The organism is Nocardia sp. NPDC004278, from assembly GCF_053602975.1.
The window spans coordinates 1-14,631 of sequence record NZ_JBSGEQ010000075.1 but is presented as its reverse complement, the minus strand read 5'-3'; the positions used below and the strand labels follow the sequence as shown (position 1 = coordinate 14,631).

Sequence of the window (14,631 nt, the reverse complement as noted above, 5' to 3'; positions counted from 1 at the left end):
CCAGCTCGTCCCACTGCTCCTTGTCCCGATGGATCCAGCCTGTCATCAACTCGCTGATCGCCCAGCGGTCTTCGATTCGGTTGTCGCTCATGGCTTCCCACCATGCCTCAACACAGCTCAGCCCGCACCCCTACCGGGCGGGCAGACCGGCATAGCCTGCCGCGTCGGCAGCACTCCGCCACTGTCGCGGATCGGCCGAGCCACATCGCGCCCTCGACGTACTGCATCGCAAACCCACAGCCGATAGCCCTCGATACCACGGTCGTACCGTCGGCGGTTGCAAGGAATCTCGAGCATGGTGGCCAGGCCTTCTTCACGCATCGGCACCAGACAGAAGGTGCCATCGCACAGAGCCCGAACCAAAGCCGTTCACGCAACCACCCCGCACTACCCCACCGCCGCGTGATGCAGCTCCCGATGCTCCACCCACGGACGCTGACGCTCCTCCTCACTCATCGCCAACAACTCCCGCAACTTCCCCCACGCCACCCCATCAGTCGGCGTATACACCTGCATCCACGCATGCGGCAACGACGGCAAACTCATACTCGTCAAAAACATCTCCAACTCCCCCACCGCCAAATTCCGGATCTGCTTCATCCGACTCGCCGGAACCGCCACATCATTACGAGCCCACAAAGACGCGAAACTCTCACTCTACGAACACAAATCAGAGATGAAATCCTCCCAACCCGGATCACCCAGATTCTTCGCATACGAACCACGCAAGTATCCGACCATGCGCCGCAAGTCATCCCAATTATGGTGCAGCACTCCGGAGTCAGAAACACCCGACGCGCCACATTACGTTCACCCCGCACGAAACCCGGGCACAACGCCTCATAGGACTTATTGTGAGCCAGCACGTCATAACGCGGACTGAGCACCACACCCGGCAACGGCTCCAAATGATCCAGAATCACCTGAAGCTCTTCCGGCAGAGCAGTTCCCGCATGCGCCGTCGGCACCGTCGACACATCCGCCAACCGATACAAATGCGCCTTCTCCGCCGCATCCAACGAAAAAGTCCGCGCCACCGCATTCAAAACCTGCACGCTGACATTGATTTGGCGCCCTGTTCCAGCCAGGAGAACTTCGGAAAGGGGTAGCTATGAGAGACGTCTGCACTAGAGCGTAAAGATGCCGCTCGGACCCACCTGTCGCGTGGATGAACTTCCAAGACAGCCGTATAGCCGACTTAACGCGACACGAACTCTCAGGGGGTCGGTCTGGCCGGAGCCGCGCGGAAGAAGCCGCTGCCGCGCGCGGGACTCGCCTGGCGTCATAAAAGCCGTTGATCGACGCCAATTCTCCGGCAGGCTGGCCCGATTAGCCGACGCCCTGCCCAGGCCGGGCGTGAACCGCTCGTCGGGACTCGTACCAGGTCTCGCCAACCGGTTCGCCCGCCATATTCCAACTCCAGGAGATCGTCGGCGTGATGCGCAGGTAGTGGCCGGGGGCCACCATGCCCACCCGCTCAACAGGTCCGCCCGCCTCCCCGTACACCCGAATGCCACGCGCGACAAACGGATCGGACGAGACCATGTCGTCCACGACAAGGGCGACCTTCTGATGGCCCTGCCCGACATTGCGGAACTTGCGAGTGCGCAGAACAGAGGCACCCGAGCCTCCCACCCAGAAGCCACTCCCGTCGAACTCGAAGGCGACCGGGACCACATCCGGCTGCTCTTCGGCGCAGAGACTGGCAAGCCGGGCGAGCGCCTGTGACTGCAGAAAGGCGACCTCTTCATCGGTGAATGACACGGGCGGCTCCTTCGGACGACCTAAGAAGACGACAACGACTCAGCCGCGGATGGACCCACTGCGAGACCGGCAGCGGAGTCTGCGACCTCCGCCGCTCGTTGGGGTAGGGGCCGGGAGCCGTCGGCACGGACGTCCAGTTAGCGGCCCACACCTATCGAGCTTGAAAATGTGGACAGGTTGCAGGGGATGTTGCCGGGGTAATTGACGCACGGCGGTGGTGCATCAACCGCGGTTGCCGAGTCGGTCACCGCCGGGGTCAATGGCAAACCCTCCGCCGCGGCGGGTGCGGTCATCACCAGTGGTGCCGCAATGAGTCCGATAGTGGAGACCCAGAATTTCAAGCCGGGTTTCGTCATCGAATACCTTTCAGCCGTGTTCGAGTTGACATGAGCGCTTCATCTTAGATGCGGTGAACAGACCGTGACAGCCCTTCCGATCGACAAGCTGCGCGCAGCCGTCCATCAGGCCTGCTCATACTTGCATTTCGGTGCAATATCCTGCGTTCCAAGTGATTTCGGCACGCTTACGATCGCTCCGTAACGCCGAAGTGTTGCCCCGGTCAACATCCCCGTGGGGATCACCCTCGGTGTCTCTGCCCCAGACCGAACAAAGACGTCGTGCACAGACGGTTTCGACATTCACCCAGACGGTCGATTGACGTGGCCCCGGTTGACCGAGAGTCCGATGGCCAACGGAGCCGGAAACCAACGTCGTTCGAACAAGCAGATTCTGCTGCCGCGGAACAGTCCGGAGCGGGTGCTCGCCGACAGGGCTTACTCGTCGGCGAGTACCCGGACCCTGTTGCGGCACAAACATATCCGCGCTGTCATTCCAGAGCGGGCCGATCAGATCGCGAACACCGGAAACGACGTGGCCGTGCTGGTGGGCGAACACCTGGGTTCGACTCGACTGCTTATCGGTTCTCGTGCGGACTGGCGTAGTGACGAAGGCGGGAATGCGGTCGGGCGGCTCCTCGCCGGTCGCGCCGAACTCGACGACCCGCATCATCGACGGCAGGAACGTCCGCACCGCCGCCAGCTCGCTGCCAGTTCCTCGAGCCGCTGCCCGTCCAACTTGGCGTCGCCGACCGGCACAAGTTCATCGGTCACCGCCACCGCCCTGCGCAGCTCGCCCTTGGTGACGGCGTTCTCGATCTGGTCCCAGATCATCTCCAAACTCAGATCCGGCCCAACCTCCGTCCACAACGGTTGCAGCAGTTCGTCACCACCTCGCCGTCAGCGTGCGCGCGGTCACCGATACGGCGTCCGCACCGCTGGACTGGCAGCTGTTCATGCCCCAAAGCTGGAACGACACCGCCGTGGAAGCACCTGCGGAGCGGGCGGGGATCATGGCACGCCGCGCCAAGGCGGCGATCCCCGAAGGCGAGCATCACCGACCTGCCCTACGCCGTCGCCGTCATCAACGCGCACCGGGTTCACCACATTGACCCGGCCGGTTTGGGGCCTGTATTCATCGAGAACGTTTACGCGGTATCCGGTGCGGTTGTTGACCAGCAGCTCGTCGGCCGATTCTGTGCGGGCGGAGCGGCGTGTGGTGCCGCCGGCCGGCCCTGCTCGCGCCCACGCTCACGGCGCCGCGGCAACGGATCCGAATCTGCGCTCCCGCGGACCCAACGTTTCGTGACCCACGGCGGTTGATCCCTACGAACACCCAGTTCGATAAGGAGGAATCCGCCATGATGCAGAACCCCGCCACCCCTGGCGACTTTGCCCATTCACACCCGGTGCCGCCGCCCAGCGGCGGGACCGCCATCACGGCCGGGGTGCTCGCCTGCCTCGGCGGTACGCACCGGCTGCTGAGTATTCTTGTGCTCATCGTCGGGATAGCGATGTTGAGCGACCTCGACGCGGAGGGCGAAACCAATGGGGCGCAAGTGCTTTTCGCGATCTCGATCCCGGTCTTCTTGCTCGTCGGTTCGCTGTTGCTGGCTGGCGGCATCCAGATGTTTCGCAAGCATGCCTCGGCCCGTCGGCTGATCGTCATCGGCTGTGCGGTCGACATCGCCTACAGCATCATCGAGGCAGTGGTCGTGCTTGCCGTTGCCGGAGCCTCCGATGACTACGGTGTGATCGGCAGCCCGCTGTTCGCCATATTCGTGGCCGTGTTCCCGATCGCCACGATCATCCTGACCTCGGCGACATCGACCACGCGGTGGCTCGAGTATCGGGCATAGGATACCGAGAGACGACAGGGAGCCAGACCACATGAGCGCGCCACTCGATCCCGCCCAGGCCCGTGATATTTCCTTTGCCGCCCTGCTGCGTGTGGTGTTGCACGAATGTGCGCAGGCTCCGCTCACGCTGCTCACCGCCGATACCGAACCGGCCGTCATCCGGATCGCCCGCGGTGGTGAGCAGCGGGAGCAGGCATTCGCCGAAATGCTGGTGGAGGCATACGAGTCGGCGAGCGAGATGCTGCTGGCCCGCATCGCCAAGTTGACGCGCAGCCGTGCCGATGCCGACGACATAGTCCAGACCGCGTTCATGCGGGTGTACGCGCGCTGGCCGGACCACATCACCGACGTCGAAGGGCTCCGGAAGTACCTGTGGACCACGGCGGAAAACCTGGTGAAGGATGCCATGGTCCGGACTGCGAAGGACCGGGAACGGCTGGATTCCAATGGGCACGAACGCCTCTCGGTCCTCGCCGACCATGCCGGCCTGCCCTTCGACGACATGATCGCCTTGCGGGACATGCTGATCCGGCTCTTGGACGCACTGCCGCCGAGGGAACGCCAGGCGGTCATCATCTACACCTACGAGGGAAACACCTACAAGGAGACCGCTCGGGTCATGGGCGTGGCGGAGGGCACCGTCAAGGGATACGTCCACGATGGACTGTTGCGGGTCCGCAAATACCTCGAAGAGCAGGTCGCTTGATCGTCAGATCCCTCGGCAGGGTGGGGTGTTGTCGGCACCCACCGGGAGCTGGTCACGTTCGGCCTGGGTGTAGTCGCGGTCACTGATCGCGCAGAGCCGTCCCAGTACGTCATCGCGGTCGAGATTGATCGTGTACCGTCCGACACCTCCGCTGCCGGAGTACCTGCCGGGATTCAGCGCATACAGGGCATCTCCGGAGAGATCCCCATACTGCTGACCCGAGATCGTCACATCGAAGATCTTTGCGCTGCGATCGAAGTCCCAGATCTCGAGTGTCCCGAGGTGGTCGACCACCAGCAGACCATCGTCGGTCATGCCAACCCCATTGCCCGACGGAAACGGTTGTGCGGAAGGAGATTCCACACCGCTGTCGAAGTTCTCCACGGTGTCTTCCCCGGAGTCGTACCTGATGTATATGTGTGGAGCGGTAGGGCTGACGAAGGCATCCTGCCTCTTGCCGCGATCGATCGGTTTGACGGGTACCGTGCGGAGCACTCGTCCGTCATCCAGGGCCCGGACGGTGTCGCCGTCGATGTTCTCGGTGAAGAACTGGTCGTTGTGCGTCGGGACGAGGGCCGCCTGCGCGCCAGCCCGTACCATCCACACCAGTTCGTCGGTGTCGCGCCAAGTCCGCACGGTCTGGCCGAGCTGTTTCCCATCGCTGATCCGCCACCGGGTGACCGAGCCCGCATGGAAGACGGCCAACTCGTCGTCGCCGGGCTGCATGATGGATGTCGGTCGCCGCAGTCCAGGTCCGAGTTCGGGCGGGACAGGTAACGAAATACGTTGCTCGACACCGAGTCCGGGCAGCGCGTAGATGGTGATGCCACCCGTCGCACCGGCCACGACGAAATGCTTCCCGTCGCCAGTGATCCGGTAAGCAGATTCGGGCGGAATCGAACCACGCACGGCAACAGCCACCGAGATACGCGCGACTTCCCTTATGGCGGGGGTCATTTCGACGATACGCACCGTTGCGTTCACATCTTCTGGGCCGCATGCGACTTCCACAACGAACGAGCCGTCGGGACTCCACTTGACAATCCGCTGTTCGGTAACCGGCCCGGCGAACACGTTCATGTCCGAGATCGCCACGGCAGGCGCGAAGCGGAGCAGGCCACTCGGCGTGAACAGTGCCAGCCTCGGGCCGTCGTCGGCATGGGCGACCAGTACAGTGGCCGACATATCCCGAGGGCTGGCTGTTTGGACAACGAATGCCTGGCCGGTCCCTAGGTCGATGAGGTGAGTCTGGCCGAGCGTATCGCCGGCGAGGATATTCGTCGACCACGCGTACCGTCCACTGCTATCGACGGCCCACTTGCAATCCTCGGTCGTCGAGCCCGAGCCGCGCGGCGTCCGTAGACGTTCGGCCCCCGTCAGCGCGTCCGAGACGACCAGTTGGTCGTTGGAACATCCGACGACCAGGCCGGTCGAGGTGATCTTACCGGTCGGTAATTCCCGAATCGGCTGTCCAGTCCTGGCGTCGCGCACGACGTTGCGCGTGATCCCGATTTGCGACTCGCGCATCACGATCATGGTGCCGGTCGGGTCGACAAAGTCCGGAAACTGGGCGAAATCTCCCAGTGGAGGCGGGGAAGAGACCAGAACAGGCCCGGCACCCGCCATGTCATACACCTCCAGCAGGTCGGTGTGCTGGGCCTGCTGCAATTCTGCCCGTTGGACCTGCGCTCGGTTGAGTCGCACCGCGAGCCAGCGCCCGGTCTGATCCCAGCCGGTCGACACGCCATTGGGCAGCAGCGGCGCAGGCTCCGGCGGACGGACCAACGCAGGACCGGTGCGGTTTCGAACATCCCAGACGGCGACCGCACCATCGTCGGTCACCACGGCGAGTGCGGAGCCGTTCCGGCTCAGGTTCAGCGAGGCGACCTTCCCGGCGGTCGGTGGAAGTCGCCACGGCATCGGCTCATCGCCGAGCAGACCGGCCCAGACTGTGACGTCGCGGCCCTCGGCGACCGCGACCTCGGACCCGTCGCCACTTGCCGCCCCGAATGTCGCATCGCGCCACAGGCCGGTCCGGTAATCCGTGACGGACGACAACCGCACCTGCTGATACAGCAGTGCCGTCCGCACCATCTCGTCGTCCGGCGCATACCGCGCTGCGGCCTGCGCGAATTGCAGCGCCTTGTCCAGGTCGGAGTCGGCCACCCGCATGGATTCCGCCGCGAGGCTGCGCCCCGCCTGCAACCGCAACTGCGCCGCGCGAGCCACACTGCTCCGGTAGGCGACCACCGCCATCGACGTGGCCACGACCACCAGAACGGTGAGCGCTGCGGCCACCACCCGCAGGCGCCGCACCTCCCGCCCACGCAGCCGGCGGCTGGCCGCGATGAATTCCCGATGTGCTTGCGGCACATCGGATTCCCGGTCCTCGAGGTGGTCCTCCGCGGCTTCGAGGGCGGTGCCGCGCAGCAGCGCGTCGTGCTCGCGACCGCGCCGTTCCCAGTTGTCGAGGTCCTGCGCGAGGTGTTGCTGCCACGCGCGGAAGTCGCGGTCGGACTGCAGCAGGTCGTGCAGCCGTTCCCAGTTGTCGATGAGCGCTTGGTGTGCGAGCTCGACAGTGTCCGCGCCGTTCTTGTCGCGGCCGACGACGACCAGGCGGTCGAGCGCCAGCCGCCCGGCCACACCGCGGAGTTCGGGATACTCCCGCATCGGCAGCACCGCTCGGAGGAATCCGGCGCCGCTCGAGGTCGGCACCGCGAGCAGTTTCAGAAGCCGTTCCGCGTCGGCCCGCTCGGCGGGATCGGTGAACTGCGCCATGACTTGCTCGGCCCGCCGGGCGATGGAAACCTCCACGCTACCGACGTTTTCGTAATCGGCGAGGGTGATCCGGCCGCCGGTGTGCCGGGCCCACAGGTCCGACAGCACCGACGCCAGCAACGGCAACCCGCCGGGCTGGTCGAAAACACCGTCGATCAGCCGCTGCACCACCGCATCGTCCAGCATCACTCCGGCACGGGCGGCGGGGCGGCTGATCACGTCGCGCAGTTGGGCACGGCCCAGCGGGGCCACCGCAACCGTGGTGCCGCCGAGGAATTCGGCGAGTTCGGCGTCGAGTAGATCGTCCAACGCGTCCCAACGCAACGTCAGCACGATCGCCAGGCGCCCCTCGGTGTCGGCGCGGGTGAGCTCGAGCAACGCCTGCAGTAGCGCACGGGCCTGCCGCGGGGCCGCCACGGCCAGATCTTCGAACTGGTCGACGAACAACACCGTGCCGCTCGGTGGAAGCTGTTGCAGCAGTTCGGCCGCGTCATCGTCGTCGGGCGCGGGCCCGGCCTGCTCGATCAACCAGGTCGACAGTGGCTCGTCCGCGGCGATGCCGGAGCCGATCGCGCGCACACCGGATTCCGTCGCGGCGTCACCGCTGAGCCGGAATACGACGACCTGCCGCCCCTGCTGCCGCAATCGCGGTATCACCCCGGCTCGGATCAACGAGGACTTCCCGGTACCGGAACGTCCGACCACCGCGGCGAAACCGCTCTGCCGCAGGGTCTCCCGCACCCGAGCGATATCGTCGTCCCTACCGTAGAAGAACTCTGCGTGCTCCTCGTCGAACGGCGCCATACCGCGATACGGGCTCGACAGCAGCGCCGGATTCAGCCGCAGCACCTCGTCGATGGGAAGCATGAACGCGGTGCGGGTGTAGCGGCGGCGGTCGGCGGCGACCGCCATTCCGGTCACGGCATGCGCCTCGGTGTCCCAAACGGCGGCTCCGCTGAACCCCTCGGTGATCGGCTGCCCGCCGGTCGCTGCCTGCAGCTGTACCCAGCCCTGGCTCTGCGGGGCCCGAAACTCGCCGGACACCCAGACGCCGCCGGGCATCTCGGCCGGAAATCCGAACATCCGGAACTCCCCACCCCAGGGCTGGTCGGCGGGCCAGAACGGCAGCGGCGCAATGGAATCCGGGGGCGAATCGAGGAGCTCCAGGATGGCGATATCGCCGCGGCCGTCCTCGCGGATGCGGGACCAGTGCCGAATCTGGGCGAGCATCGGAACTGCGGCATCCGCCGACGGAAAGTCCACGGCCACAGGCTCTTCGGGCACTTTGTCGTCCGTCGGTTCCCGGCCCAGTGCCGCCGACACGACGTGCGCGCACGTCGCAATCAGAGTGGGCCGCACCAGAAATCCCGCGCCGACCACATCGCCGGTGGGCGTGAGAATCCGCACTGAGGCCCAGCCGAGCCGACCGGTTTCCGCAATCTCTTGCACGCGTCGAACCCTCCCGGGGAAGTTCGGCAAGCGTAGCAAATCCGCCGATGGTGTGAAGGAATCGTCGCCGAGCACGGGCAGGCGACCGGAGACCGGAATTCCCCACGGACCGAACGGCCCTCGGCGCGTAGGGAAGTCCTCAATCCACGAGCACAGTTGCCACTGTGCCGGCCAGCAAGACAAAGATTCCGATCAGGACGACGACCAGTCCGTGCGCAAACACCAAGATCGCCAGCGGCACTCCTACACAGAGGAGGGGGAACGCGAACTCGCGGACACCGTCCAGTGCTCTTCGGGCTGACCGCTGGATCCACAGCGGTGTCGGGCTTGCTGCCACAGGTCTCGGGCTGGGACCGGACAGCGAAGTCCACGACGGGACAGGCCAGGGCGAGGCATGTCTCCGGGCGGAACTTTCCGACGAGGTGCCCACGGTGAGGCCCGAATAGGCACGAACCATGTCTTCCACCTGTCGATACCGCTTGACCCCCGGTAACCCATACACCACTCCAGGGACCTGCTCCCACAACGCAACGAGACGCGCCGCCTGTGCTCGCCAACCGGAGTCGCCCTCGACCACCCGGCCCTCGAGCGCAATGACGCCGACGATCGTGGCGGACTCCCAATACTGCCGCCGTAGGTGGTTCAGATCTCGGAAGCTGTACACGCCACAGGTACAGCCGTCGGCCGGAGCTTGATGCCGCGCGCCCGTGATGCACTCGGCGATACACGTTCCGTCGCGCCACGCGGTGCCGTCGCCCCGCTTGAACACCGGCCGCAGCGTCCCGTGGTAGACGGTGAACGTCCGGAGCCCGTAGACGCCGACCACCGGCTCGGCGGCGGAATCCGGCTCAGCGTAGAACTCCCGCATGTCGGCGTCGGGGGCTTGCAGGGATCCGACAACGCGAAGCACATCCTGGATCGGGATCATGTAGGCGGTGCGGGTGACCGATCGCCGGTCCGGGACCGTCGCCATACCGATCACTGTGTTCGCCCCGCCGTCCCAAACGGGGGCACCACTGCAACAGTCGGAGATCGGTGGCATATGGTGCGCGACTTCCAGCGCTACCACACTCATATCCAATACCGGGGTCCGGAAGTCGCCGCGCACGGCAACGATACCGAATCCGCTGTTCCTTACTCCCAGCATCCGAAATCCGGTGGCCGTCATACCGTCGGTCCCTCGCATTGAGGGTGGACTCGCTGCTGCCGGTGGTGCGGCATCGAGTTCCAGCACAGCGATATCGCCACAGCCATCGGCATACTCCGGCACCCAGCCGCGCACTCGAGCGATTACCCGACTGCCATCAGCGCACCACGGGAAATCCACCCCGACGGGGACATAGGGTCGCTGCAGACTGTGTGGATCGCCACCGACTGCCGCCGTGACACTGTGCGCGCACGTGGCTACCGTCCGTGGACCGACGAGAAACCCGGTCCCCACCGGCCGATCGGACGAGTCCAATATCCGCGCCACCGCGGCGCGGTTCCGCGAGTCCTGTGCCGTGTTCACGAATCACCTCTGCACGCAAAAAGACTGGATATCATGCGGGTTCACCGCGCGTGGGCAGGTTCACGCGGGGACGCGGCGGGCTCCGGCACCGTAGGTCGCTCCGGAGTCTCCGGTTCGTGCGGAACCGGCAGTACCGGTTGGGTTTCCGGAATCACCTCGATGCGCCGACGAACCGGTCCGATGTCTCCCATGGCTGTCCCTACTCCGTCCGACTCGGGAAAGTGCTGACAGTGGGATCAACCGTGTTGGAACGCGAAAGGTTGGGACGGCGACGGGTCGACCACTCGGCTCGCATCACAGGCGTCGGCGACTGGGACTCGGAAGCGGGTGTGCAACTCTCACGGCTGAACGGTCTCGTATCAACTCTGGTGGGGGCCGAAGCCCAGTGGGGCACGACGATCGCCGAGGCCAATGCGGCGCTTCAATCATGTGAGTCGGCGGGCATCCTGTTCCAGGTCGCCAACGATGGTCATCCACAGCCCCGTGAAGTACGGATCCCTGCCATGCGGATGGCTCAGGAGATCGCCAGTCGCTGGAGTCGGTTCGCGCTGATCCGCGCCTGACCCGCCGTGGTCGGGTGAGTAGGAGGTTTCGATGTGTCATGGGCGGTGGTCTACCAGTGCGGCAAGCCCTTCGCGGCTGTTGATGCCCGTGCGTTGGGAAGCGCGGAACAGGTGGCCCTCCACGGTGCGGACCGAGGTGACGAGTTGCTCAGCGATCTCGCGGTTGCTCAGGCCTGCGACGACGAGGGCGATCACCTCGCGTTGCCGCGCGGTCAACGCACTCGGGCACTGCAGCGCGCGTAGCGCGGGGGTGGCGGCGCCCGTCGCCGCGGCGAGCCGGTCGGCGGACGCCGCGGCAGTCAGACCCGCGCCACGAAGACCGTGGGCCCGCAACAAGTTCGACGCTTGCGCCGCAGCGTCGGCGGCCGCGATCCGATCGCCGAACTGCTCATAGAGTCGGGCGGCCTCACACAGACCGTCAGGGTCACCGTGTTCGAGGGAGGTGGCGTGTAGTGCGGCGGCCGCGACACGTGGTCCTTCGACGGTCGCGGCGAGTTCGGTGAGTCGTCGTGCTTGGTTCTGGTCGCCGAACTGGACCGCGGTTTGGCGGCAAAGGACTTCATGGGCGAAGAACTGCTGTTCACACGCCATCTCGGCAGCTTGGACAGCGAGTGCTACGGCACGGCTGGTGACTCCAGCAGCAGCGCGGGCCCACGCCCGAGCGAGCAGGTGGACACTGCGTGGACGCAGAGCCTCAGCGACCGGACCCGCTGGCTGGTATTCCTCCAACAACGCAGCCGCAGTCGCGGCGTCGCCGCTCATAGCGACTGAGATGACCTGGTACAGCAGAGCGGAGGTTTGCGTCCAGGTGGACTCTGCGGACACGCTCACTGCTCGCGCTTCCCGGCACCGTTGGACAGCCGAGGCCAGATCTCCCCGGGCGGTTGCGACAAGTCCATCGATGAACGACCAGTAGGAATAGGCAAGGGGGAATTCCAAGGGTTCGTGGGTGAGTCGCTCGACCAGCTGGGTAGCTTGGGTGAGATAGCCGCCGGTGCAGAGCCCAACCAAGTGATAAAAGCCGTGCAGGAGTGCGATGGTGGCAGTGCGCTGGGAGTTTCGGCCCATCACATATCCGCGTTCGGCGGGTGCCGCCATGGCGCTGTAACGGCCGAGCATCGCGTTGCCCGCAGTGAGCCCGATGACAGCGAACAACTCGTAGCCCTCGTTGAACAGCTCTGCTGAGTCCAGCGCCGCCTGTGCTGCCTCGACCGCGAGTGACGGTTTGGTCTGAGCAGCGGCCGAAAACGCCAGAGCCGCGTTATAAGGGCCTTCCAGACCTATTGCTGCGGCATCGTTTTCCAGCGCGATCAGGGAGTCGTCATCGGGCGGACCCACCATCGTGACCTTGACCACGGCACTGAAAATGGCCATGAGAACACGTTCTCGCGGCGAGGAAGCGGACTCCGCCAGCATGCCGGTGACCTCGTATGCCTCCCGGGACCGTTGCGCATCGACCAACCCACCCACATGCACGCGGTGGGCCCGGCGGCCGCCGCCAGCTGCAACCGCATGGCGGGCGAGGCGTTCCGCGGTGATCGGATCCGACAGCCGTAGCGCCGCGCGGGCGGCCTCGATCAGCAGGTCGCTGTCGAGTGCGAGGTCGGATTCACACATCAGCACCGCGCGCCGGACCAGCGTAATCGGCCCGCGAGAGTTGTCCTGGAGTTCCAACTCGCGTGCGACCTTGCTTCGCAACGCCTGTAACCGGGCGGGCAAGCTGCGCGCCCGGCGTACTTCGCCGAGCAGCGGATGGGCAAGCCGCACCAGCGCCGGTGCGCCACTGGTGTCGACAGTGATCAGACCAGCTCGGTGCGCAACCTGCACCGCGTCGGATCACATAGCGCCGTCGGCAGCCAGGTGCACCTTGGTACGGCGTCGGCAGCGACGTCGAAAATCGAGCGAAGGGCACGAGAACGCGTTACAGTCCGCCCGTGAAATATCTTGTGGGATGCGCGCTGGCCCTGTCGTTCGCGGCGACGGGTTCACCAGTGGCGCAGGCAGATTCCGCACCGGGCTGTACCGACACCCCCAACGCCTACACCGCCGGCTGGCAGACCGGCTGGGCCGCGTATCAGGCCGAGCAAAAGAGCCCCTCCTCCGACACGGCGACGCGAACGGCCGATCTGCCGATCACCATCAACGCCCCGCTCGAAAAGGTGTGGACGGTGTACTCGAACCTGCGCAACGATATCGGGCGGCATCCGTTCCTCACGGACATCATCACGCACCGCACCTGCACCGGCCCGCAGATCATCGACTTCACCGCGCTGGAGAACATTCCGATGGGCTCAGTCGACTACCCGGCGAAAACCCAGGCCGAACAGCGCCTCTACCCGGCCGACCACTACTACCTCACCGACAGCTACGACGAACCTGGCGTCATCACCCACCAGAAGATCACGTTCGTGGACAACGGCAATGGCACCACGACGGTGAACGAGCACATCACGTTCACCACGAACCCGCTGCTGCTGGGCTTCACCGCCGACAACGGCATCTCATCCCACCGCGCCTACCAGGCGACCCTCAAACACGACATCGAGAACGGCACCCTCTGACACCGGCGGGATCACCGGCTCAGACATGCCCGCCGCCAGCATGGATGGTCCGGCCGGTGATCCAGCGACCGGCGACTTTCACCACTCCTCGGCGACCACCGCTTGTTCGCCGAGGAACGGCATCGGTTTCTGCCTAGGGCCGACTCCGCTGCGCGCGGCGACAATGTCGTCAGCATAGGTGTCGGAAATCGTTTATTGAACACCGGCTCGGCCGGACGGATCGGTGTGAATTTCCGTAGTCATCTACACAACTGACCTGGCCTTTTCCCGCCATGTACAGACGAGTTCGGTTGGAGTCGCTGTCCGAAATCCTCTGCACTACGGTCGTTTTCGTCCGAAGTGGTCTGCACGACGATGGGAGAAGAAGCCAAAGCAGTGATGACCAACTGGGACGATCAGGTGGATCTCGGCGTCGCTTGGCATCGCGGCCTCATGGGAGGCTACCGCGACACCGAGTGGGCACAGAAAGCCCATCAACGACTGTGGCAGTTCCCGGAATTTCGACGGAAGTGGGTAGCAGGAGAAGTGGCGTACGCGCGATCACCGCGGAAGCACAGTTGCGGGTGCACGGCGTGGTCTATTCCATGGTCATGGAGAACTGGCAGCTACAACATCACTTACCCATTACGAGGTCTAGCGGAAGGCTACAACCACTCTCGTGATAGACCAGCCCGAACGCCAGATCTCACTTGTGTTCAGTGACTGGTGATTCGCCGGCGCCCAACCTTCCCCTGTCGGCACCCAAAGCCAACTTTCCGACCTCATACACGCGGGGAACCGGCACCGAACCCTCCACGCTTTACCCCGCCGCCACGTGGTACCGCTCGCGATGCTCGATCCACGGACGCTGCCGCTGCTCCTCGGTCATCGCCAACAACTCCCGCAACTTCCCCCACGCCACCTCATCAGTCGGCGTATACACCTGCATCCACGCATGCGGCAACGACGGCAAACTCATACTCGTCAAAAACATCTCCAACTCCCCCACCGCCAGATTACGGATCTGCTTCGTCCGACTCGCCGGAACCGCCACATCATTACGAGCCCACAAAGACGCGAAACTCTCACTCTCCGAACACAAATCGGAGATGAAATCCTCCCAACTC

General features: G+C 64.9%; 13 protein-coding genes and 1 pseudogene. 6 read left to right on the top strand and 8 right to left on the bottom strand.

The features are described from left to right. Window positions 1-387: 387 nt before the first annotated feature. The 3 genes from ACWEO2_RS43490 to ACWEO2_RS43480 form a co-directional block, all read right to left on the bottom strand. Window positions 388-600 carry a hypothetical protein gene (locus tag ACWEO2_RS43490; protein WP_452410737.1) on the bottom strand — a complete coding sequence of 71 codons (213 nt, stop codon included), beginning with the start codon at window positions 598-600 and terminating at the stop codon, window positions 388-390. Then, window positions 597-887, bottom strand: coding sequence for an MmyB family transcriptional regulator (locus tag ACWEO2_RS43485; RefSeq protein WP_452410738.1), 291 nt, complete (start codon window positions 885-887; stop codon window positions 597-599). The genes ACWEO2_RS43490 and ACWEO2_RS43485 overlap by 4 nt, the downstream gene beginning before the upstream one ends. A gap of 442 nt (window positions 888-1,329) precedes the next feature. Further along, window positions 1,330-1,764: a PPOX class F420-dependent oxidoreductase gene (locus ACWEO2_RS43480; RefSeq protein ID WP_452410736.1), complete on the bottom strand. Its 435-nt coding sequence runs from the start codon at window positions 1,762-1,764 to the stop codon at window positions 1,330-1,332. 201 nt (window positions 1,765-1,965) lie between these two features. Here ACWEO2_RS43480 and ACWEO2_RS43475 point away from each other — a divergent pair, with 201 nt between their 5' ends. Continuing rightward, a complete protein-coding gene (locus tag ACWEO2_RS43475; protein ID WP_452410735.1) occupies window positions 1,966-2,154 on the top strand; it encodes a hypothetical protein in 189 nt (62 codons plus the stop codon). Between the two features lie 614 nt (window positions 2,155-2,768). Here ACWEO2_RS43475 and ACWEO2_RS43470 read toward each other — a convergent pair. Then, the gene (locus tag ACWEO2_RS43470; RefSeq protein WP_452410734.1) at window positions 2,769-2,969 is read right to left on the bottom strand and encodes a hypothetical protein; all 201 of its coding nucleotides are present in this window, start codon (window positions 2,967-2,969) and stop codon (window positions 2,769-2,771) included. A gap of 23 nt (window positions 2,970-2,992) precedes the next feature. On the opposite strand from ACWEO2_RS43470, the pseudogene ACWEO2_RS43465 reads away from it, so the two are divergent. The 3 genes and pseudogenes from ACWEO2_RS43465 to ACWEO2_RS43455 all read left to right on the top strand — a co-directional run. Next, window positions 2,993-3,160: pseudogene (locus ACWEO2_RS43465) on the top strand (transposase); the annotation flags it as partial. A 300-nt stretch (window positions 3,161-3,460) separates the two neighbouring features. Further along, a complete protein-coding gene (locus ACWEO2_RS43460) occupies window positions 3,461-3,958 on the top strand; it encodes a hypothetical protein (RefSeq protein ID WP_452410733.1) in 498 nt (165 codons plus the stop codon). A gap of 31 nt (window positions 3,959-3,989) precedes the next feature. Continuing rightward, window positions 3,990-4,664, top strand: coding sequence for an RNA polymerase sigma factor (locus tag ACWEO2_RS43455; RefSeq protein ID WP_452410732.1), 675 nt, complete (start codon window positions 3,990-3,992; stop codon window positions 4,662-4,664). A gap of 3 nt (window positions 4,665-4,667) precedes the next feature. Here ACWEO2_RS43455 and ACWEO2_RS43450 read toward each other — a convergent pair whose 3' ends face one another. Continuing rightward, window positions 4,668-8,891 carry an nSTAND1 domain-containing NTPase gene (locus ACWEO2_RS43450; protein ID WP_452410731.1) on the bottom strand — a complete coding sequence of 1,408 codons (4,224 nt, stop codon included), beginning with the start codon at window positions 8,889-8,891 and terminating at the stop codon, window positions 4,668-4,670. A gap of 139 nt (window positions 8,892-9,030) precedes the next feature. Next, window positions 9,031-10,059 (bottom strand): hypothetical protein, encoded by a 1,029-nt coding sequence (locus ACWEO2_RS43445; protein WP_452410730.1) that lies wholly within the window; start codon window positions 10,057-10,059, stop codon window positions 9,031-9,033. 710 nt (window positions 10,060-10,769) lie between these two features. Between ACWEO2_RS43445 and ACWEO2_RS43440 the strand changes: the two genes are divergently transcribed. Beyond that, window positions 10,770-10,964: a hypothetical protein gene (locus ACWEO2_RS43440; RefSeq protein ID WP_452410729.1), complete on the top strand. Its 195-nt coding sequence runs from the start codon at window positions 10,770-10,772 to the stop codon at window positions 10,962-10,964. Between the two features lie 36 nt (window positions 10,965-11,000). On the opposite strand, the gene ACWEO2_RS43435 is transcribed toward ACWEO2_RS43440, so the two are convergent. Then, on the bottom strand, window positions 11,001-12,791 hold the full coding sequence (locus ACWEO2_RS43435) for a helix-turn-helix transcriptional regulator (RefSeq protein ID WP_452410728.1): 1,791 nt from the start codon (window positions 12,789-12,791) through the stop codon (window positions 11,001-11,003). 107 nt (window positions 12,792-12,898) lie between these two features. Between ACWEO2_RS43435 and ACWEO2_RS43430 the strand changes: the two genes are divergently transcribed. After that, window positions 12,899-13,525 (top strand): hypothetical protein, encoded by a 627-nt coding sequence (locus ACWEO2_RS43430; RefSeq protein ID WP_452410727.1) that lies wholly within the window; start codon window positions 12,899-12,901, stop codon window positions 13,523-13,525. Between the two features lie 799 nt (window positions 13,526-14,324). Here the strand turns inward: ACWEO2_RS43430 and ACWEO2_RS43425 are convergent. Then, window positions 14,325-14,631: MmyB family transcriptional regulator (locus ACWEO2_RS43425; RefSeq protein ID WP_452410726.1), on the bottom strand; the 307-nt coding region annotated here is incomplete at its 5' end.

Excerpts from the sequence above, each read along its gene's own strand:
- ACWEO2_RS43490 (WP_452410737.1), bottom strand. The coding sequence starts at position 600 with ATGAAGCAGATCCGGAATTTGGCGGTGGGGGAGTTGGAGATGTTTTTG.
- ACWEO2_RS43460 (WP_452410733.1), top strand. The coding sequence starts at position 3,461 with ATGATGCAGAACCCCGCCACCCCTGGCGACTTTGCCCATTCACACCCG.
- ACWEO2_RS43455 (WP_452410732.1), top strand. The coding sequence starts at position 3,990 with ATGAGCGCGCCACTCGATCCCGCCCAGGCCCGTGATATTTCCTTTGCC.
- ACWEO2_RS43445 (WP_452410730.1), bottom strand. The coding sequence starts at position 10,059 with ATGACGGCCACCGGATTTCGGATGCTGGGAGTAAGGAACAGCGGATTC.